Annotated in this window: 16 protein-coding genes; 7 read left to right on the forward strand and 9 right to left on the reverse strand. The window is 65.1% G+C overall.

Annotation, left to right across the window (positions count from 1 at the left end):
* Positions 1-691: 691 nt before the first annotated feature.
* The 7 genes from RIT73_RS16135 to glyA are packed head-to-tail and all read right to left on the reverse strand — an operon-like array spanning position 692 to position 9526.
* Entirely contained in the window at positions 692-2113 is a 1422-nt protein-coding gene (locus RIT73_RS16135) for an MFS transporter (protein ID WP_309133123.1), read from the reverse strand.
* Entirely contained in the window at positions 2110-2961 is an 852-nt protein-coding gene (gene purU / locus RIT73_RS16140; protein ID WP_309133124.1) for a formyltetrahydrofolate deformylase, read from the reverse strand. Before purU ends, RIT73_RS16135 begins: the two co-directional genes overlap by 4 nt.
* Position 2962: 1 nt before the next feature.
* Positions 2963-3610 carry a sarcosine oxidase subunit gamma family protein gene (locus RIT73_RS16145; RefSeq protein WP_309133125.1) on the reverse strand — a complete coding sequence of 216 codons (648 nt, stop codon included), beginning with the start codon at positions 3608-3610 and terminating at the stop codon, positions 2963-2965.
* Entirely contained in the window at positions 3603-6503 is a 2901-nt protein-coding gene (locus tag RIT73_RS16150; RefSeq protein ID WP_309133126.1) for a 2Fe-2S iron-sulfur cluster-binding protein, read from the reverse strand. Before RIT73_RS16150 ends, RIT73_RS16145 begins: the two co-directional genes overlap by 8 nt.
* Positions 6500-6880 carry a sarcosine oxidase subunit delta gene (locus RIT73_RS16155; RefSeq protein ID WP_309133127.1) on the reverse strand — a complete coding sequence of 127 codons (381 nt, stop codon included), beginning with the start codon at positions 6878-6880 and terminating at the stop codon, positions 6500-6502. The genes RIT73_RS16150 and RIT73_RS16155 overlap by 4 nt, the downstream gene beginning before the upstream one ends.
* Before the next feature lie 16 nt (positions 6881-6896).
* Positions 6897-8114: a sarcosine oxidase subunit beta family protein gene (locus tag RIT73_RS16160; RefSeq protein ID WP_309133128.1), complete on the reverse strand. Its 1218-nt coding sequence runs from the start codon at positions 8112-8114 to the stop codon at positions 6897-6899.
* Positions 8114-9526, reverse strand: a complete 1413-nt coding sequence (gene glyA, locus RIT73_RS16165) for a serine hydroxymethyltransferase (RefSeq protein ID WP_309133129.1) — start codon at positions 9524-9526, stop codon at positions 8114-8116. The genes RIT73_RS16160 and glyA overlap by 1 nt, the downstream gene beginning before the upstream one ends.
* Positions 9527-9660: 134 nt before the next feature.
* Here glyA and RIT73_RS16170 point away from each other — a divergent pair, with 134 nt between their 5' ends.
* The 3 genes from RIT73_RS16170 to RIT73_RS16180 all read left to right on the forward strand — a co-directional run bounded on the left by RIT73_RS16170 (position 9661) and on the right by RIT73_RS16180 (position 12271).
* Complete coding sequence (locus RIT73_RS16170; protein WP_309133130.1) at positions 9661-10314, forward strand: GntR family transcriptional regulator; 654 nt, start codon at positions 9661-9663, stop codon at positions 10312-10314.
* A 92-nt stretch (positions 10315-10406) separates the two neighbouring features.
* Positions 10407-11357 (forward strand): tryptophan 2,3-dioxygenase family protein, encoded by a 951-nt coding sequence (locus RIT73_RS16175; RefSeq protein WP_309133131.1) that lies wholly within the window; start codon positions 10407-10409, stop codon positions 11355-11357.
* Positions 11315-12271 carry a PaaX family transcriptional regulator C-terminal domain-containing protein gene (locus RIT73_RS16180; protein ID WP_309133132.1) on the forward strand — a complete coding sequence of 319 codons (957 nt, stop codon included), beginning with the start codon at positions 11315-11317 and terminating at the stop codon, positions 12269-12271. The genes RIT73_RS16175 and RIT73_RS16180 overlap by 43 nt, the downstream gene beginning before the upstream one ends.
* A 57-nt stretch (positions 12272-12328) precedes the next feature.
* On the opposite strand, the gene RIT73_RS16185 is transcribed toward RIT73_RS16180, so the two are convergent.
* Both RIT73_RS16185 and kynU read right to left on the reverse strand, forming a co-directional pair.
* Positions 12329-13132, reverse strand: coding sequence for an alpha/beta hydrolase (locus tag RIT73_RS16185; protein ID WP_309133133.1), 804 nt, complete (start codon positions 13130-13132; stop codon positions 12329-12331).
* Positions 13129-14394, reverse strand: coding sequence for a kynureninase (gene kynU / locus RIT73_RS16190; protein ID WP_309133134.1), 1266 nt, complete (start codon positions 14392-14394; stop codon positions 13129-13131). The genes RIT73_RS16185 and kynU overlap by 4 nt, the downstream gene beginning before the upstream one ends.
* 98 nt (positions 14395-14492) lie before the next feature.
* On the opposite strand from kynU, the gene RIT73_RS16195 reads away from it, so the two are divergent.
* From RIT73_RS16195 to RIT73_RS16210, 4 genes are all read left to right on the forward strand, one after another.
* Positions 14493-14987 carry an Lrp/AsnC family transcriptional regulator gene (locus RIT73_RS16195; RefSeq protein ID WP_309133135.1) on the forward strand — a complete coding sequence of 165 codons (495 nt, stop codon included), beginning with the start codon at positions 14493-14495 and terminating at the stop codon, positions 14985-14987.
* 518 nt (positions 14988-15505) lie between these two features.
* Positions 15506-16444 carry a DUF1837 domain-containing protein gene (locus tag RIT73_RS16200; protein ID WP_309133136.1) on the forward strand — a complete coding sequence of 313 codons (939 nt, stop codon included), beginning with the start codon at positions 15506-15508 and terminating at the stop codon, positions 16442-16444.
* Positions 16441-18990: a DEAD/DEAH box helicase gene (locus tag RIT73_RS16205; RefSeq protein ID WP_309133137.1), complete on the forward strand. Its 2550-nt coding sequence runs from the start codon at positions 16441-16443 to the stop codon at positions 18988-18990. Before RIT73_RS16200 ends, RIT73_RS16205 begins: the two co-directional genes overlap by 4 nt.
* Positions 18991-19718: 728 nt before the next feature.
* On the forward strand, positions 19719-20951 hold the full coding sequence (locus RIT73_RS16210; protein ID WP_309133138.1) for an exonuclease domain-containing protein: 1233 nt from the start codon (positions 19719-19721) through the stop codon (positions 20949-20951).
* The last annotated feature ends 234 nt before the right edge of the window (positions 20952-21185 follow it).

Here is a 21185-nt window from a genome sequence, read left to right on the forward strand (position 1 = left end):
ATCATTATTGAACGAGCGACGCCCTGTCGGGGTGATTCCGGGTTGAGCAGCGAGCATGATGCCGTACCTCCTACCCCGCCCTATTTGCCAGGAACTGTCTCACAACAATCCTGGCAAATAGGGTGCGCGGGTGCCTTTCGAGGCGAAGTGGTGCGCTCGACGCATTCTGCCGCCTTTGCCGGCCAAGTCGACAGGGAGAAGTGAGAATGCAACCAACTTGTTCCGCGCAATTTCACTTCTTGGCAACAGTCAATGTCATCCCCACTCGTGTCCGGGTCCGGCGAGCCGCATTGGACGCACTGAAGCGCCGACAACACCTCATCGAGGGTGTTCTCGGCGCTTCGCGCTGTCTCTGCGCGCCCTGTCGACCGGCGGCATGCGCCACACCAGCGCATTGCCGCCTTCAGCTTGCGACGCACCAGCCCGTCGTCGCCTTCAACGTGGGACGCACAAGCAGGCCGCCACCGGCATGGTCCACGGCGGCGCCGGCAGTGCGTGCGGCCGCAGATGCCAGTGGATGCACTCACCTCGCTGCCTGTGGCGGGCACAGCGTGCCCGGCACCGCGCCCTCCACCAACAGCGTGCCCCGCGCAGCGCCCTCCCCCAACAGCAAGAAGGTCGAGAGCTCACGAATCGTGTGCTCTCGACCTTCTGCGTCTGTGGCCTATTCAGTTCTCAGTCGCCCCACACCTCAGTGCGCGATGATCTTCTCCGTGTCGAGCGCGGTGAACTTCGTCTCCGGCGCCCACATGAGCGAGACGATGAAGCCCACTGCAGGGAACGCTGCGGCGATGAGCAGCGTCGAAGTGACGCCCAGATGTTCGAGTGTCACCGGGAAGAGATAGGTCGCACCTGCCGCACCGACGCGGCTGATGGCGGCCGAGAACCCGACGCCCGTGGACCGGAAACGGGTCTCATACATCTCCGGCGGGTACACGTACTGGACGCTGTTGGACGCGGTGATGATGAGGACGAATGCCCCGAACACAGCGAACGTGAGCATCGCCGGCTGGTCAGTGGCCAGGCCGAGGTAGACGAGGAGGACCACCATGATCGCGAAGGTCCAGATCACGAACGTCCGCCGCGGCAGCAGCCACAGCAGCCACAGGCCCAGTCCCGCTCCGGCCAGTTGGATGCCATTCATCATCAGGTCGGCCCCGAATCCGCCGGCCAATCCCAGCTGCTCCAGCACCGGAGTGATGAAGGTGAAGATCGCGAACAGCGGACCGACCTGGCAGAACCAGAACAGGCCGGAGTAGACGATGACGCGCCAGTCGTTCTCCCGGAAGAACTCACGCAGCCCAGATGCCTTCGGCTCCTCGGTCAGTGGAGGCAGCGAGTACTCAGGACCATACCGGGAGGTGATGATCCTCTGCGCTTCCTCGGTGCGGCCCTTGCTCTGCAGCCACCTCGGCGACTCCGGAAGTCCGAAGCGGATCACGAGGACGATGAGAGCCGGGATGGCGCTCGAGGCGAGCAGCGACCGCCACGCATCCTCCGGCCAGACGTGGGACACGAAGAACGCGGAGATGAATCCGACGAACCAGAAGGCCGCGATGCTTCCGAGCAGGACGCTGCGGTGCCGACGTGGAGTGAACTCGGCCAGCAGCGCCGTGCCGACGGCGTATTCGACGCCGATGAGCAGCCCCAAGCCCAAGCGCAGGGCCACCAGGTCCCAGGTTCCCACGACGAACAGCTGCGCCAGCGAGAGCACGAAGAACCCGACGAGGTTCCAGAAGAACACGGGCTTGCGCCCGAACCTGTCGGCGACCCGGCCGAAGAACAGCCCACTGACGAAGATTCCGATCAGCGCACTCGAGGCGATGAGCCCCTGGCCGAGCGAGCTGAGCCCGAGCTCCTCCGAGGCGGGGCCCACGGCCCCGCCGATGACGCCGAGGATGTACCCGTCGACGAAGATCCCGCCGAACGCGGCGATGGCGACCAGAGCGACGAGGCGATTGAGCGGTGCTTCGTCGACCGAGACCGGTGAACCTCCGGAAGCCGGAGCTGCCGGGGCGGCCGAAGCCGCCCCCGAGGGCTCAGGCGCACGCACGGTGTTCTCGGGGGTGGGCTCCCGAAGGGAGTCCCCACCCGTCTCGAACCGCGGATTCACCGCAGAACCACCGTGCGCTTGCCGTTGAGGAAGACACGGCCCTCGCAGTGCCAGCGCACTGCGTTGGACAGCGCCTTGCACTCGGCGTCACGGCCGGCGGCCACGAGGTCGGAGGGCGCGAAGGCGTGGTCGACCTCGACGAGCTGCTGGGCGATGATCGGTCCCTCGTCGAGCTCGCTGTTGACGTAGTGGGCGGTCGCGCCGACGGTCTTGACTCCGCGCTCGTAGGCCTGGTGGTAGGGTTTGGCGCCCTTGAACGACGGCAGGAACGAGTGGTGGATGTTGATCGCCTTGCCGGTCAGCTCACGCGCCAGGTCGTCGGAGAGGACCTGCATGTAGCGGGCGAGGACGACGAGGTCGATCTCGAACCGGTCGACGAGTTCGAGCAGCTGCGCCTCGGCCGCGGGCTTGGTCTCCGCGGTCACCGGGATCCGGAAGAACGGCACGTGGTGCCATTCGACGAGCTCACGGTGGTCGGGGTGGTTGGAGACGACGGCGGCGATCTCCACCGGCAGCTCCCCGTTGCGGGACCGGAAGAGCAGGTCGTTGAGGCAGTGCGAGAACTTCGACACCATGACCAGGATGCGACGCTTCTCCTCTTTCGGCCAGACGTTCCAGCTGGCGCTGGCGTCGGTGGAGAACTCTTCGAGGTCGGCCCGCAGGGCGTCGACTGAGGCGCCCTTGTCGCTGAGCTCGAACTCGACGCGGAGGAAGTACCTCTTGCTCAGGGCGTCGTCGAACTGCTTGAGCTCCCGGATGTCGGCGCCGTGCTTGAGCAGGATGCCGGTCACGGTGTGGACGATGCCACGCCGGTCGTCGCATTCGAGGGTGAGGATGTAATCGTTCATGTCATGCGTCCTTTGTGAATTCGTGCATTCCGTCGAGCAGCCAGCGCACCAGGTGCTCGGCGAAGCTGGCCCGAGGGAAGAGTCGATAGGTGTTCTCTGCGGTGCGGTGGAGGATCACGGGAACCTGCCCCACCTGGGTGAGGAGCGCGGATCCGACCGCGAACACACGCGGGTGGAGATCGGCGCGGCAGGTCTTCTCCAGCACCGAACGAGCTTCCGTGCCCTCGAGCACGAGGATCGTCCGGTTGGCCGACAGGTCGACGACCTGACCGGGCAGTCCCTCGAGGGCCGCCTCGACGGCGACAGTCTCTCCGGGCTGCTGCCGGCGGGAGACGTCGACGGAGAGGAACTCATCCGGGCTCAGCCAGATGACGTGGAGCCCGTCGGGATCGCCGGTGACCTCACCGACGGCCGTCGGCAGCGTCACGCTGAGGCTGGACTCGATGGCCTGGGCCGACTCGCTTCCGGGGACCGCCCGGAGTCCGAGCTGGACCGTGAACGGGATCTCCCGGAGGCTCACGGCCTGGCCGCCTTCTCCGCTCACGGAGGACCGGCTCACCGCTTCCATCTCGTCGGCCAGGTGGGCCGCCGGGGAGACGCGCAGTGCGTCGAGTGCATCCACCTCATTGGTGGTCATCGTGTCAGCCATCGCGGCGGTTCCCTTCTGGATCGTAGAAGACGGGTGAAGTGATCTCGACGTCGACGAGGCCGCCGTCGACCGGGGTGCGGACGATCTCACCGATCCGGTTGCGGCCGTCCTCGACGAGCGCGAGACCGAACGGGCGGTTGAGGATCGCAGAGTCATAGGAGGAGGTGACGTGTCCGACCATCGGGACCGGACCCGCTTCGATGTTGACCTCGGTGCCGGCGGCGACGAGCTGCGCACCTTCGACGAGGCGGGTCGATCCGTCGACCGGCAGGACGCCGACGAGCTGCTTGCGGTCCTCGCGGGCCGTGTCTTCCCGGGTGTAGGAGCGCTTGCCGATGAAGTCCTTGGCCTTCGACACGATCCACTCCATGCCCGCGTCCTGCGGGGTGACCGTGCCGTCGGTGTCCTGACCGACGATGATGAAGCCCTTCTCGGCGCGCAGCACGTGCATGGTCTCCGTGCCGTACGGGGTGATGTCGAACTTCGCCCCGGCTGCGGCGACGGCTTCCCAGACGTGGAGACCGTAGAAGGTCTCGACGTTGATCTCGAAGGCGAGTTCACCGGAGAAGGAGATGCGGCAGATCCGGGCGGGGATGCCGCCGGGCAGCGTCGTCTCGCGGAACTCCATGAACTTGAAGGCGTCCTGGGACACATCGATGTCCGGTGCGATCTCGGCGATGACCTCGCGGGACTTCGGTCCCACGACGGCCACGGTCGCGATCTGCTCCGTCACCGAGGTGAACACGACGTCGAGCTCCGGCCATTCGGTCTGGTGCCATTCCTCGAGCCATTCGAGGACCTTCGCGGCGCCGCCGGTGGTCGTCGTCATGAAGTACCGGTCGTCAGCGAGGCGCAGGGTCACGCCGTCGTCGTAGACCATCCCGTCGGGGGTGCACATGAAGCCGTAGCGGGCCTTGCCCACGCCGAGCTTCTTGAACCCGTTGGTGTAGATGCGGTTGAGGAACTCACCCGAATCGGAACCGCGGATCTCGATCTTGCCCAGCGTCGAGGCGTCCTGGAAGCCGACCGATTCGCGCACGGCGCGGCACTCGCGCAGCACTGCCGCGTCCATGTCCTCACCCGGCTTCGGGTAGTACCAGGGCCGCTTCCACTGTCCGACGTCCTCGAACTCCGCGCCGTTGGCGACGTGCCACGGCTGGATCGAGGTGACGCGGGCCGCGTCGAAGAGGACACCCTTGCGGCGTCCGGCCAGCGCGGCGAAGCTCACCGGCGCGTAGGGGGCACGGAAGGTGGTGTGTCCGACGCTCGGGATGTCGTCGGAACCGAGCACCTGGGCGATGACGCCGATCGCGTTGACCGCGCTCGTCTTGCCCTGGTCGTTGGCCGTCGAGATCGAGGTGTAGCGCTTGATGTGCTCGACCGAGCGCATGCCCGCGCCCATTGCGCGCAGGACGTCGGCCACGCTCTGGTCGCGCTGCAGGTCGACGAACTGCGTCGCGGCGACGTCGTCACCGGCAGACGCCGAGGTGACCAGCCACAGAGGACGCACAGGTCCCTGCGTGCGGCGCTCGGCCTTCGGGATCTCGAGTCCGCCCGGGAAGCCCGCCGAGGTGGCGGCTTCGCGACCGGCCATCGCGCCCTGCTCGAGGGCGTCGGCCAGGGAGTAGTCACCGTTGATCGCACCCGCGGTGTGCTGGTTGCGAACGGGAGCCGCGGGGACGAAGCCGGCGACGTCCTCGCGCCACTGGGTGGCTCCGCGACGCTGGCCGTGCAGGTGGATGACCGGGGAGAATCCGCCGGAGACGGCGAGCAGGTCGGTCTCGACCCACTCGGTCTCGCCGGTGGCAACGCCGTCGGCGTCGAGACCGGTGACCAGGATGTGGCTGATTCGTCCGGTGAATTCCTGCGCCGAGGCGGTGTCGAGGACCGACGAGCCGAAGAGCACGCTCACTCCGGTGGAGTCGATGACCGACTGGGCGAACTCGGAGGCCTCCGGACGGGAGTCGACGACGACGGGGACGTCGATGCCCGCGGCGTGGAGGTCGGAGACGAGCTCGTAGGCGGAGTCGTTCGTGGTCGCGACGGCGACGTGCGAACCGGCGACGACGCCATAGCGGTTGAGGTAGGTCCGCACGGCCGACGCGAGCAGGATGCCCGGGCGGTCGTTGTTCGCGAACACGATGGGACGCTCGTGAGCGCCGGTGGCGAGCACGACCTGCTGGGCGCGCACGTGCCACACGCGCTGCCTGATCGGGGTCGACGCGGGGTCGGCGGCGAGCAGGGCGGTGCGGTCCTCGAGGGCGACGAAGTAGTTCGAGTCGTAGGAGCCGAAGACCGTCGTGCGGGGCAGGTAGGTGAACTCGTCGGACGAGCCCGCCTGGTCGAGGGCGGTGGTGATCCACTCGGCGGCGGGCGCCTCGTCGATCTGCTCACCACGGGACGAGAGCAGCGAGCCTCCGGGCAGCGCACCGTCGTCCATGAGCAGGACGCGGGCCCCACCCTTGGCTGCTTCCCGGGCGGCGGCGAGACCGGCGGGGCCGGCGCCGACGATGAGGACGTCGGTGTGGACGTGCTTGTGCTCGTAGACGAGGTCGTCACCGGCGGGGTCGAGGACGCCGAGGCCGGAGAGGTAATCGGCTTCGAGTCCGTCGACGATCTCGACGCGGGTGGCCGGCAGCATCGATTCGCTCGAGTCACCGGGGGCCCAGCCGTGCACGCGCACGAGCGCATTGGGCTCTTCGACTCCGGCGCCGAGGATGCCGCGGGCTCGTCCGAGGTAGGTGGAGTTGCCGCACTCGAGGCGGCCGGCGGCGATCGCGGCGCTGGCGATGGTGTCACCGGCGAAACCACTGATCGACTGGCCGTCGAGGGTGAAGGTGATGGGACGCTCGGTGTCGATACCGGTGGCGTGGTCCAGGCGTGCGGAGCTCATCGGCCCACCTCGCTTTCAATGGTAGTGTCGGTGGAGCCGTTGGACCCGGCACCCGCCTCGGCGCCGGAATCCGCATCGGTGCGGATCCGCTCCCCCGTCCGCAGGTCCACGGGGCAGGGCGCTCCCATGGGATAGACGGTCTTGATCTCGTAGGTGACGGTGTCACGCACGGCGTTGAACCATTTGCGGCAGCCGAGGCTGTGGCTCCACCGTTCGGCGTAGAGACCGCGGGTGTTGTCACGGTAGAAGAGGTACTCGGCCCATTCCTTGTCGGACAGGGCATAGGGGTCCTCGGGGTAGGCCACGTGGGCCTGTCCCCCGTAATGGAATTCGGTTTCGTCCCGGGGCCCGCAGTTCGGGCATTCGATGAGCAGCATTGTCAGTCCTTGGAAGTCAGTGCGCCACGGCGGCGGCGCCGTGTTCGTCGATGAGGTGGCCGGTCTCGAAGCGCTCGAGCTGGAACGGCGCATTGAGCTCGTGCGGGGTGCCTGTGGCGACCGTGTGAGCGAACGAGTAGCCCGCTCCCGGGGTGCCCTTGAACCCGCCGGTGCCCCAACCGCAGTTGACGAACAGTCCCTCGACCTCGGTCGTCGAGACGATCGGCGAAGCGTCGAGGGTGACGTCGACGTTTCCGCCCCAGGTCCGCAGCAGGTGCGCGCGGGAGAAGATCGGGAACAGTTCGACCGCGGCCGAGAGCTGCTCCTCGATGACGTGGAAGCCGCCTCGCTGGCCGTAGCCGTTGTAGGCGTCGACGCCGGCGCCCATGACGAGTTCGCCCTTGTGCGCCTGGGAGACGTAGACGTGGACGTGGTTGGACATCACGACGGTCGGGTGGACGGGTTCGAAGAGCTCGGACACGAGCGCCTGCAGCGGGTGCGTCTGGATGGGCAGGCGGACGCCAGCCTTCTCCGCGAGTCCCGCCGAGTCGCCGGCGATGTTCATTCCGACCTTCTCCGTGGCGATGCGGCCACGGGTGGTCTCGACGCCGATGACCTTGCCGCCGATCGTGATGAGGTCGGTGACCTCACAGTTCTGGATGATGTCCACACCCATCTCATCGCACTTGCGGGCGAATGCCCAGGCGACGTGATCGTGCTTGGCGATGCCGGCGCGCGGCTGGTAGGTGCCGCCCATGACGGGGTAGCGGATGTCGTCGCCGATGTTGATGATCGGGCAGACTTCTTTGACCTGCTGCGGGTCGAGCCATTCGGCGTCGACGCCGTTGAGGACGTTGGCATTGACCCGGCGGCGGGACTCGCGCACATCCTGGAGGGTGTGGGCGAGGTTGAGCACGCCGCGCTGGGAGAACAGGAAGTCGTACTCGAGCTCCTCGGGCAGCTGCTCCCACAGTTTGAGGGAGTGCTCGTAGATGGCAGCCGACTCGTCCCACAGGTAGTTCGACCGGATGATGGTCGTGTTGCGGGCCATGTTTCCACCGGCCAGCCAGCCCCGCTCGAGGATGGCGATGTTCGTCATCCCGTGGTTCTTCGCGAGGTAGTAGGCGGTGGCGAGACCGTGTCCGCCTCCACCGATGATGACTGCCTCATAGGAGGGCTTGGGGTCCGGGTTGCGCCAGAGGAAATCCGGGTGCTCCGGGAGCATGTCTGCCATCAGCGGGCTCCGATCGAGTCGAGGTGCGGGTAGAGAGGGTGGGCGTCGGCGAGTGCGGTGACGCGCTCGGCCAGCTGGGCCAGTACGGCAGCGTCGGCTCCGCCTTCGGCGGTTCCCGCCTTGAGGGTCTCCGCGATGATGTCGGCGACCTCGGCGAAGGCGTCAGAGCCGAATCCGCGGCTGGCCAGTGCCGGGGTGCCGATCCGCAGGCCCGAGGTGACCATCGGGGGGCGCGGGTCGAACGGCACGGCGTTGCGGTTGACGGTGATCCCCACCTCGGCGAGGAGGTCCTCGGCCTGCTGTCCGTCGAGGGCGGAGTTCCGCAGATCGACGAGGACGAGGTGGACGTCGGTGCCGTCGGTGACGACGCCGATTCCGCGCTCGGTGACGTCGGGCTCGGTGAGGCGGCGGGCGAGTTCGGAGGCACCGGCCAGAGTCCGGGCCTGCTTCTCGGCGAAGTTCTCGGTGGCTGCGAGGCCGAAGGCCACAGCCTTGCCGGCGATCACGTGTTCGAGCGGTCCACCCTGCTGACCGGGGAACACTGCGGAGTTGACCTTCTTCGCGATCTCCGGGGTGCTGCTGAGGATGATGCCTCCGCGCGGTCCGCCGAGCGTCTTGTGGGTCGTCGAGGTGACGACGTGTGCGTGCGGAACCGGGTTGGGGTGGAGCCCGGCGGCGACGAGGCCGGCGAAGTGGGCCATGTCGACCATGAGGTAGGCGCCGACGGCGTCCGCGATGCGGCGGAACTCGGCGAAGTCGAGGTGGCGGGTGTAGGCGGACCATCCGGCGACGATGAGGCTGGGCTTGTGCTCGTTGGCGAGGCGCTCGACCTCGGCCATGTCGACGCGGTGGGTCTCACCGGCGACGCCGTAGGCGACGATGTTGTACAGGCGGCCCGAGAAGTTGAGCTTCATTCCGTGGGTGAGGTGACCGCCGTGGGCGAGGTCGAGTCCGAGCACGGTGTCGCCGGGGCGGATGAGAGCGTGCATGACCGCAGCGTTCGCCTGCGCACCCGAGTGGGGCTGGACGTTGGCGTAGGCGGCTCCGAAGAGGTCCTTGACGCGGGAGATGGCGAGGCGTTCGACCTCGTCGACGTGCTCGCAGCCGCCGTAGTAGCGACGGCCTGGGTAGCCCTCGGCGTACTTGTTGGTCAGCACCGAGCCCTGCGCGGCCATGACGGCGGTCGCGGTGTGGTTCTCGGAGGCGATCATCTCCAGCCCCTCGCGCTGACGTCCGAGTTCGAGGTCGATGAGTCCGGCGATCTCGGGGTCGAGCTCGCCGATCGGCGCGCTCAGTTCGATCGGCTCCCGGCTCTCGAATCGAGCCGAGGTGGACTGACCACCACCTGCCACGGTGTTGTCGTTTCCGGTTCCTTCGAGCGTCGCTGCCTGGTCTGCGAGCTGCTGTGTCATTTGATCTCCTTCGATCCGTTGATCTACAACTAATATATCAGTTGTGTTCCTGTAGTCTAGGAACTGTTGACCAGCTTTGTCCAGAGGGTTTCAGGATTTCTTCGGACAGATACCAATGCGAAGAGGAGCAGCCGGTGGTCGAGAAGGAATCACAGACGATATCGCTGGCCCAGCGGGCCTATGAGACGATTCGCCATCGCCTCATCATGCTCGACATCGCCCCAGGTGAAGCCATCAACGAGGCGGCCCTGAGCGCCGAACTCGAAGTGGGCCGGACGCCGGTGCGGGAAGCGCTGAAGCATCTCGAACGCGATCACCTCGTCGTCTCCTTCCCGCGGCGGGGAACCTTCGCCTCCAACGTCGACATCACCGATCTGGCCGCGATCTCCGAGATGCGCGTGGTCCTCGAACCCCTGGCGGCCCGCCGGGCGGCTGCGAACCTCACGCCGGAGCTGCGCGAGCAGTTCGCCGACACGATCACCGCCATCGACGAGCTCGACCCGGATGACGATCCGCGCCGCCTGATGGAGCGCGACCTCGATGTTCACCGCCTCATCTACTCCGCCGTCGAGAATCCTCACCTCAAGGAGTCGCTGGTCCGCCTCGACGATCTGGCGACGCGGATCTGGTGCCTCGTGCTGCCCCGCATTCCCGACGTCACCCGGCACATCCGCGAACACACGGATCTGCTCAAGGCGGTGCTCGCCGGCGATGAGGACCGCTCCGAGCAGCTCGCAGCCGAGCACGTCCGCGAGTTCGAGACCACGGTGCGCGGCGCCCTGATCTGAGGGCGCGTCCCGATCTGAGCCCAGCGGCCCTGGCCGCGCCACCTCGGTGCAGAAAATGTCCGTCCGGACGATTTCTGCAATAGACTGAGGCCATGAGCCACGACGCGCAGACCGCCGAGACGAACGAACGTCGCCTCGAAGACGGCATCCACCGGGACCTCAAGGGGCGGATGACCTACGGGTCGTATCTCGACCTCGATCTGCTGCTGAGCGCCCAGAACCCTGTCAGCGACCCGGTCCACCATGACGAGCTGCTGTTCATCATCCAGCACCAGACCACGGAGCTGTGGCTCAAGCTCGTCATCCACGAACTCCTCGACGCCCGCGATCTCATCCGCGAGGATCGGCTCCAGCCGGCGCTCAAGCGAATCGCCCGGGTCAAGCACATCCAGAAGACGCTCACCGAGCAATGGTCGGTGCTCGCGACGCTGACCCCGAGCGAGTACGTCGGGTTCCGCGACCAACTCGACCAGTCCTCGGGCTTCCAGTCCTGGCAGTACCGGGCGGTCGAGTTCCTCCTCGGCAACAAGAACGCGGGAATGCTGCCGGTCTTCGACGGCGAACCCGAGGCGAGGGCGCAGCTCGAGAAGCACCTTCGTGAACCGAGTGTCTACGACGAGTTCCTGCGCTTCCTGGCCCGGCGCGGTCTGCCGGTCCCCCAGCGACTGCTCGAGCGCGACGTCACGCATGCCCACACCTTCGACGAGGATCTGCTCGAGACATTCCGGATCATCTACGAGAACCCGCAGGACTACTGGCTCGAATACGAAAGCTGCGAGGAGCTCGTCGACCTCGAGGAGAACTTCCAGTTCTGGCGCTACCGGCACATGCGGACCGTGCTGCGGATCATCGGGCACAAACGCGGCACCGGCGGGTCGAGCGGCGTGGGATTCCTGCAGAAGGCGCTCGACCTCACCTTCTTCCCCGAGCTGTTCGAGATCCGGACCATGATCGACGGCCCGACCGCCGACCGCACCGAGGCTCGAACCACGTCGAGCGGGTGCCCGATGGGTGCCGGCACCGCCGACGCCGAGGGGCGCTGAGTCCCATCGCCGGTCCCGATGCGACGCCGGGTTCGGCGACCGCGCTGCTGCGCACGTTCGTCGGCCTGCACTTACGTGAGCTCGGCGACTGGATTCCGATCTCGGCGCTGACTGGCCTACTCGCCGACGCCGGGATCTCCCCGACGAGCGTGCGCAGCGCCGTGTCGAGAGTCAGTGCGAATCCGGGACAGGAGCGGAACCTGTTCCTCGCCGAGAAGCGCGACGGGGTCGCCGGGTACCGTCTCGACCCAGCCGCGGTGACGGGCCTCGAGCGCGGGGACCGGAGGATCTTCTCCTATCGGGTCCAGGCCGAGACCGACCCGTGGTGCCTCATCTCCTACTCCCTGCCCGAAGTCGATCGGCCCCGGCGCACGCAGCTGCGCCGCGGGCTGGCGGGACTGGGATTCGGTGCCGTCGCCGACGGTCTGTGGATCGCTCCGGCCCATCTTCGCCCGGAGGCCGAGGAGCTGCTCGACATGCTGTCGGTGCGAGGAGCGGCGACGATCTTCATCACCGAGACGCCGTCGACTCCGGGCTCCTTCGCCGAGGCGGCCGCCCAGTGGTGGGACCTCGAAAAGCTAGCGGCCCGGCATGAGGAGTTCGTGGACAGGTACCAGCACCTGGTTCCGGACCTCGCCGAGGCGAGCGCTCCCGGCACGGCCCCGGACGCACAAAAGCCGCGCTCGGGTTCGGCTCCGACGGAACCGGCCGAGCTGCGTTCGGCGTTCCTCACCCAGCTGCGCTGCGTCGACGATTGGAAGGCCATCCCCTACGTCGACCCCGGCCTACCGCCGTCGGCTCTGCCCGCCGACTGGCCGGGCAGCACGAGCGTCGATCTCTTCGGCCGGATCCGCACCCGGTGCGCGGCACCTGCGGCCGCGCATGTGGAAGCGGCCGTCGTCCACGGCAATTGATTGCATCGGCCCCACGCCGGCGGTGGAAGCTGTCTGCATCGCCGACCCTTGTGAGGCCTACCTTGAGGAACCTTCACCCTCTGCCCCGAGGAGGGCCTCGACCAGCGTCGGGAAGTAGGCAGAATCCGGATCGACGAGATCGGCATGGTTCGCCCCGGCCAGTTCGCGCAGGCGCGCAGGGAACGTCCGGGAGAAGCCGATATCGACGACGCAATCGGCATCCCCGTGGAGGGTGAGAACATCGACCCGGTTGGGAATGAGCACGGCCCGCGACCGCGGATCCTCCTCGAGGTAGGCGTCCAGGTCCTCCTCCGGCCGCACCCCCATGTAGTCGAGCACCGCACCGTCGCCCAGGCCCTCGGTGGCTTCTCGGAACAGGTCAGTGATCGGAGCGAGCGGACGCAGTCTCACCGACGGTCCCATTTCGCCAAGGTATGACGCCCAGGCCAGGACCAGGCAACCGCCGGCGGAATGACCGGAGATCGTCAGCGGCACTTCGGCGTCGAGGCCCCAGACCGGCAGGGACTCCAGAGTGAAATCAAGGGCGGCGCTGACGTCGACGAGGCAGTGCGGACGTCCGCCTGCCCTCCGGTATTCGACGAGCACGCAGGCCGCGCCCGCCTCGGCGAGGCACTTCGCGAGCGGACGGGCATGGGCGAGATCGATTCCCTCCCGGAAGTACCCACCGTGGACGAAGACCACCACCGCCGAGGCGCCGGCCACGTCTCCGTGGACCTCGACGAATTGGTCGGGGTGGGGTCCGTAGTCATGACGCATGGCAGAGCCGGCAGGGAGCCGTTCCCCCGCCTCGGTGAGGCGAGCGAAGGCGGCGTCCTCGAGGTCCGCAACGGTGGCGCTCACGTCACGGCTCCGCGCACCTTGTGCTGCGGGGCGTCCCAGAGGTGGTTGTCGAGGATGTCGCGCAGGGCCTCGACGGTGTCCCACACCTCGGCGAATCCGAGGTAGAGCGGGGTCAGGCCGAAGCGGAGCACGGACGGCTCGCGGTAGTCACCGATGATCCCGCGCTCGATCAGTGCGCTCATGACGGCGAAGCCCTCCGGGTGGGCGATCGAGACCTGGGAGCCACGGTGCTCATGCTCCCGGGGCGTGACGATCTCGATCGGGTGGTCGGACAGCCGCGCTTCGACGAGCTCGATGAACGCATCGCTGAGCTGAAGCGACTTCGCCCTCACCGCGGCCATGTCGACGCGGCCGAAGATGTCGAGGCCCACCTCGGCCACGGACATCGACACAATGCCCTGCGTCCCGGTCAGGTATCGCCGGCTGCCTGCGGCAGGAGTGTACTCGGGTGACATCTCGAAGGGATTCTCGTGGCTCCACCACCCGGACAGGGGTTGGGTGAACCGGTCCTGCAGCGCCTCGGCGACCCAGATGAATGCCGGGGAGCCCGGTCCCCCGTTGAGGAACTTGTAGGTGCAGCCGACAGCCATGTCGGCACCGGCTCCGGCCAGGTCGATCTCGAGCGCACCGGCCGAATGGCAGAGGTCCCAGATCACCCGCGCGCCAGCGGCGTGGACGGCTGCGGTCGTCGACTCGAGGTCGAAGAGCCTGCCCGTGCGGTAGTTGACGTGAGTGAGGACGACCAGGGCCACGTCGTCAATACGCGTGTTCGGGTAGCCGGCCGTCACCTCGGCGTCGTCGACTAGCCGGACCTCGTAGCCGGCTCCGAGCTGTTCGGCCAGTCCCTGGAGCATGTAGATGTCGGAGGGGAAGTTCTCCCGCTGAGTGAGGATCACTCGCCGGTCCGGCGCATCGACGGCCTGTATCCGCAGTGCGGCGGAAGCGGCTTTGAACAGGTTGATCGAGGTGGAATCGGTGACGACGGTGGTTCCGGCGCCGCCTCCGATGAGGCCGGAGATCTTCTCGCCGAGCCTCACGGGCAGCTCGAACCAGCCCGCGGTGTTCCACGACCGGATGAGGCCGGTCCCCCACTCGTCCTCGATGACTTCGCGGGCGCGTTCGGCAGCACCGCGAGGACGCGCGCCGAGGGAGTTCCCGTCGAGGTAGATGACGCCGTCGGGCAGGAGGAACTCGTGACGGAGTTCCCGCAGCGGGTCATTGCGGTCGCGACGTTCGCACTCGGCGCGGTCAAGGGTCGCCATCTGCTGCCTTCCACTGTCGGATTCTCCCCTCAGGCTACACAATCAGCGGATAGGATCTGTGTGTATCGAATTATCAGCGGCAAAGGACGTGATTCTTGATGGTGAATGCGGATCTCATCGCGAATTACCGGGCAGATTCGAACGAAATCCCCCTCGCCGAGGTGGATCTGGCGATCCTGCGCGTGCTCAGCTCCGATGCCCGGATCTCCAATAAGGACCTGGCCGAGCGAGTCGGATTGGCCCCGTCGACGTGCCTGGGCAGGGTCAACGCGCTGAAGAGTCGCGGAGTAATCACCGGGTTCCGTGCAGAGATCAACTACGAGATGTTGGGCCTGCACGTCTTCGGCATGATCGCCGTGCGGGTGACACCCCTGGGGCGGTCGCAGTTGAACCAGCTCATCGAGCGGCTGCTCGGGGTCGCCGCGACCCTCGAGGTGTTCCAGGTCTCCGGCGAACGCGATCTGCTCGTGCACATCGCGACCGCTCACCCGACTGGTCTGCATCGATACATCGAGGAGCATCTGTCGGACCAGCTGATCGCACATACGCAGACGAGCCTGGTGTTCGGGCATCACCGGGCGGAGGGGCAGTGAGGATCTGATCGACGTCAGTTGCCTTAGGCTTTCGTCTTTCAGCGAGCAGCAACGCGAGCCGCCCCGATGGAAGTTCCAGCAATGAGAGGTCTATGACCAGCTCAGATCTCGCCAGCGGCAGGTTAAGTATCTCCGCGTTGCGGGCTCAGACGAACGTTGGGAGCTGCGTCGTGGGCATCTCCCTGAAAAATGAATGCCTGGATTGAATCTACGACCCCTTGGAGAATCCCTGATCAGAGCGGGTTTTTCTCAAAGTCGTGGAGCGTCTCGGGTTCCCTGTTCCTAGCGGGGAATCGGGCGATTCACCTGTTTCGAGTGTGGCCGGTCAGAGGTGCTGCGTCACGGGTGATTGAGTTGGGTATTAGGTGAGGCGTCGATAGGCCCTCTCGTTCTGACTAGCTGCCTATCGGACATCTGCCCGACCGCTATTTGTTCCATCTGATCATGATACGCTTCACACCATTGTGCAGCGTGGCAGGACCCCTGCTCAGGTCTGGTTTCGTTTCCTTGGGGGTTCAATGGTGGAAGCGGCGTCGGTCGTTGAACGGTTTCAGGCACTCGTGCGCGGCGAAAACCAGGCCCTGCTTAGTTTCCTGCCCCCGTTCGAAGACGCGGTCACGGTCCCGGACACTTCTACTCTGGTCAGGACTCACTTCCTTGCTCACGATATGAACGGTATGCCTGCCGTGGAGCAACTGGCAGGTGCTATGGCCGATGCAGCTGTTGACTTCTGCATCCCTCGGCACAAGATCGACTGGGCATTCGCGGAATGCGGGCGGACCGGGTCGACCGCCCCGATTGTAAGCCTGAACGAGCAGGCCAGAGACCTCTTCGTAAAATCGACCGGCTCCGGCGAAGGCGGCGAACTTCTCCTCTTTCTTCTACTCGAACGCGTCCTGCGACGACCGCAGCTCATCTCAAAGATGCCGCTGAAAACGAGCTCGGCGATGCATGTCCATGGCTCCGACGGAATCCACGCCAGTCTCGCTGATGACGGAGTTCTGGACGTCTACTGGGGCGAGTCCAAGCTCTACCAGTCGAGCTCGTCGGCGTTCAAGGACTGCTTCGAGAGCATCGCCCCGTTCCTGAAGGACGAAGGCGCCGAGGAACGCAAGCGCGATTTGCTCCTGGTCAGAGATCATCTGAACGTGTCGCAAGCCGAGCTGGCCGCGCATCTTCTGGAGTACTTCGACGAATCGAATCCGAAAACACTTCGCGTGAGATGGAACGGAGTTTGCCTAGTGGGATTCGACCACGAGAAGTACCCGAACATCTCTGCCCTCGATGACCAAGAGCGCCAAGATCTGTCCAAGCAGGTCGGCCGCTGGCATGAAACCGTCGGCAGCCGTCTTGAAGAGTTCGATCTCGTCGGAGTGAACATCGACCTCTTCTGCATCCCAATGCCCGACGTCAGCGCTCTGCGCACGCGGGTCCTGAAGCGAATGGGAGCGCTATGACAGGAATGGCCGCCCTCGAGAACACGGTCTTCGGGTCCCACAAGTTCCGTGACATCCTTGAAGCGTCGCGAAAGCTGACGATGCGCAACGAGTTCTCGACGATCCAATGGGACGAAGAGTCGCCGTCGATCGACTGGAACTTCGCATTGCTCTACGCCAGCGCGATCACCTCTGCGCAGTCGGAACGCGCTCAGTCCGCGACCCTCAGGATCGCGACAGCGTGCATGCTGGCACCCGATGCCGACGCCGCGCACCGAGCTGCAGCCACAGCTCTACTCGAACGCACCGGAAACCATCCGGCTGTGGAACTCGCGGAGGCCCGGGACCGAGTCTCGGCCGACGCCTGGCTCGAGCTGCCGGCGTTGCTCCAAATGGAGGTCATACGAAGCCGAATTGACCATTCGATCACTCTGTCGGACGGTCGGACGCTATCCGTCAATCCGTTCCAAGGAATGTTCTGGGACGCCGTGGATAACAACGACTGGCTGAGCATCTCCGCGCCCACCTCAGCAGGAAAGTCCAGGATCATCCGGGAGCACTTCTTGGAGATCGCCAGGCGCAAGGACTTGTTCACCCTGGTGTATCTCGTACCCACGCGCGCTCTGATCGAGGAAGTCTCGCGCGACCTTCGTGCGGAAGCAGCCGCGAACGTCGGCGTCTTCACAATGCCGTGGGATCCCGAGCTCGCGGATTCCACGCGCTCGATCCTTGTGGTAACGCAGGAAAGGCTCCACCTCGCCTTGGAGTTGTTCCCCTTGCTTATTGTTGACCTGCTGTTCGTAGACGAATCGCAGTCCTTGGGCAGCGATGCTCGCGGAGTGCTCCTGCAGCAGGCGATCGAGCGCACCATCCGCCGCAGTCCGGGCGCGCAAGTGCTGTTCGCGAGCCCGTTGAGCTCCAATCCCGAGATCCTCATCGAGGACGCGGGATCCGACCGGCGTTCAGGCTACTTCGTATCGGAAGCTGTGACCGTCAATCAGAATCTCGTCTGGGTCGAAGGCGTCTACCGAAAGCCTCAGCGCCGAGCAGTTTCCCTCGTGGCGAACGGTAACCGCCACCGGCTGGGCGAGATCACCCTGGCCCAGCGCGCGACGAACGTCCCGATGAGGACCGCTCTCGTCGCCCATGCGCTGGCCGGGAACACACCGGGCAACGTGATCTACATAAACACAGCCAGCGATGCGGAAAAGGTCGCGAAGGTGGTGTTCGAGCAGCTGCCGCCGTCGGAGGAGATCGACCAGGAGATCGACGATCTGATAGATCTCATCAAGACCGCGGTGCACAGCAAGTACCTTCTCGCGGACGTCCTAGAGCGGCGGGTCGCCTTCCACTACGGGAACATGCCCCTCGTCGTGCGCTCCGAGATCGAACGGCTCTTCGGCGAAGGCAAGATCCACTATCTGGTGTGCACTTCGACGCTCCTCGAGGGAGTCAACCTGCCTTGCCGCACGATCTTCATGCGCAACCCGCAGAAGGGCATCGGCCATCCGCTGAGCGAGGCGGACTTCTGGAACCTGGCGGGACGAGCGGGCCGCTGGGGCAAGGAGTTCGAAGGCAACGTCGTGTGCATCGACACGGACGACGACGACATCTGGCCGAATCTCCCCCTGACACGGAAACGGTCTCCCATTCGGCGCGCGGTCAGCACCGGATTGGACGAGGCCTCCGGGCTGCTCTCGTTCATCCGCTCCGCGGACGAGGTGCACAGCGATCCCACCGCTGAGGGCCTCTTCGCGTACCTCTCGTCCCGACGCCTGGAGGGCGAGCCGATCGACGGACTCCTCGATCGCGTGCCGCTCAAGTCGGAGCGCGAGGAGATCGAAGCGGCCATCGGGCGCGCGACAACGGACTCGACGCTGCCGGTCGAGCTCTTGACACGCCACACCGGGATCTCCTCCATCTCGATGGAGAGGCTTCTCACCAGTTTCCAGTCATCGGGAAAGACCCCCTCCGAACTCGAACTCCCCCTCCCCGAGGAACCTGACTCGAGGCAACGGTTCCAGGAAGCGCTCGTAAGAATCGGTGCGACGATGACCGACGTCTTCGGCACGCCCCGGCCCGGCGAAGACCTCCGGAAGTGGCAGCTTGCGAATCTCGTGGTCAACTGGATGAGGGGCCTGCCCCTGGCCCGTCTGATCGAGCAGCGGATAAACTTCTCAAACGTCCCGGTAGCCAAGGCCATTCGAGACGTCATGCGAGACATCGAATCGATAGCGAGATTCCACGCGCCCAAATACCTCGCCTGCTATTCGGACCTTCTGGCGCTGCACGCCTCCGAGCTGGGCCTGGAGCCGACCAATCGCCCTGACTACGCCATGATGCTCGAGCTCGGCGTCTCGCGAACCAGCGAGGTCGTGCTCATGTCGATTGGCCTGTCACGGACCGCGACCGTCGCGCTCGCCCAGTACATCGGCGTCGATTCCTGGACGCGGGCAGAAGCGCTCGACTGGCTCGGCCGCCAGAACCTGGACGGCCTAGGCGTCCCGATCCTGATCCAGAAGGAGATCTCGACGGTACTCGAAGTTGCGAAACGCCGCGCTTTATAGAGGGGCATCTCCATTCGAGCAAGCCGTTTCCTGCGAGAGAGCATAAATGAAACTGAGTCCCGACTTGCTGAAGAGCCTCAAGCTGCATGAAGCAGCCGCTCAAGCGGCCAAGAGCCTGGATCGCCTCCCCTTGTTCATTTCAGAGCCCGCGCTCGCCGACATGACAAGCAAAACCGCGGGCTCCTCCAACGCCTATTTTTTCATCCGGCACGCGGGTTTCCTCCGCTACCTTCAGCATGCCCCGCAAAGGGTTTGGCCCACGTCCCGTAACCGTATTGTCAGGGCGCGACCGAGCGCTGTTCGATGCCCTGGTTGACGGTCTACGTCCTGAGCTGCCACCGGAGTCACGCAGCGCAGAGAACTGGGCCGCGTTTACGAGGTTCGGGCTTCCTCAGGACGAGACTTCTCCGAAGTACGTCGCGCTGAGGTCAACTGAGCCCAATTGACTACGAACTGTTTCTCCATAAGGCCGTCGCACTGGCGGCACAGATCACGGAGTCAACTATTCCTTCAGCAGACCATCTGGTGTTTATAGGGGACCTGGCGGGATGAGTTCAGGGGTCTAGTACAACACAGGAACAGGCTGAGGCAATCTGTTCTGTTCCATGTGGAGGTCGGCGAGGACCTCGGCCGGTGTGGCGTAGCCGAGTACCATTCGTGGGGGCGTCGGTTGAGCTGGTTCTGCATCAACCGCATCTCCTTGTCGATGATCTTGGTACTCTCATCTAATGGAGACCTTTAATCGCGCGGCCGCCGGACTTAATTTCACCGCCATCGACTTTGAAACGGCTAACCAATCGCGTGCCTCAGTATGCGCGGTTGGTGCAGTGCGCGTCAGAGATGGTGCCATCGTAGATGAATATCACTCACTAGTGTCGCCTCCACCCGGCTTGGATGAATTCCACAAAGGGAATACACGGGTACACGGGCTAACCAAAGCCGATGTTTCGGAAGCACCGTCCTGGGACCAGCTGTACCCGACTCTGCTTCGCTTCATCGACGGCGATCTTCTCGTCGGTCACAACGCGCGCTTCGATGTGTCCGTGCTCCTCAATGCTACCGGCGCGTACGACCTGGCTTGGCCCGAGCTGAACACTTTGTGCACCCTTCAGCTATCGCGGGCGGCACTCCACGTCCCGTCATACTCTCTGCCATGGGTCGCCAACCACCTCGAACTCGGCAACTTCAACCACCATGACCCACTAGCGGATGCACGGATGGCCGCGCAAGTTTTCCTCGCGTTGGCGCAAATGAAGAGCACGACATCAGCTGTCCAGCTTGCGGACTCCCTCACTGTTCCTGTCGTTCCCACCTTTGTCGATGAAGCCGAAGCGATCGCCTCCGAGCTCGACTCATCACCAGATCCTCTGATCGCGACCGGATTCATCGATCAAGCGGTCTGCTTCACTGGCGCACTGAAAATTATGATCCGTGATGAGGCACGCCGATTAGTAGTGGAGCATGGAGGATTGGCACAGTCGAACGTCAACAAGAAGACGACGATCCTGGTTACTGGCGACTTCGACGAACGTACTTTCCGTCCCGGGGCAAACTTCTCCGCTAAGCTGCAGAAGGCGTTCGACCTCGTCGATGCCGGTCAGCCCCTGGAAATCATCACAGAAGAAGACTTCATCTCTCGTCTATCCCTGAGTGAAGAGGCCCTCCGAAGCCGCATTTCACAAGCCGGAGTCTCGCGACGGAAACTCCCGGATTGGGTACTTACGCAAGCCGAAGTCGGTCCTACAGGCGATTACTGGGAATGGTTCAACACTTCCCTCGCGCACCCAGAAGGACGCGCCAATGGAGGTGAGAAGTGCATCTGGTGTGACGCTTCAGTCAGCCGGAGTGCGCACTGGGTTCATCGTGACCGCCACGTCTGCAGCGTCCACTGCAACGAGCGTTTTAAGCGCGCGGCAAGCCGCGCATGGGACCGAATGGGTCTCAGGCGCCCCGCGGAGTAAGCGCGCTGGAAGTGGTGACGACGAGGCACGTTCAGGCCCACAGCCACGAGCGCAAGACTGAAGTTCCGTACTAGTTTTGAGTGCTACCTGACCAGCTGGTCGTGAGTTTATGGAGGCGTTCCTAGGTCCGGGTACCCTCTCGGCGCTCTAGTGGGCAACTAGCAGTCCAGTGTCGCAAGACGGCGATCTCCTCGTCGCGCTGGCCCAGCTTGCGGTGAATGATCGTAGTCCCTA

Origin of the sequence: Brevibacterium sp. (assembly GCF_031179145.1) — a bacterium.
GTDB lineage: Bacteria > Actinomycetota > Actinomycetes > Actinomycetales > Brevibacteriaceae > Brevibacterium.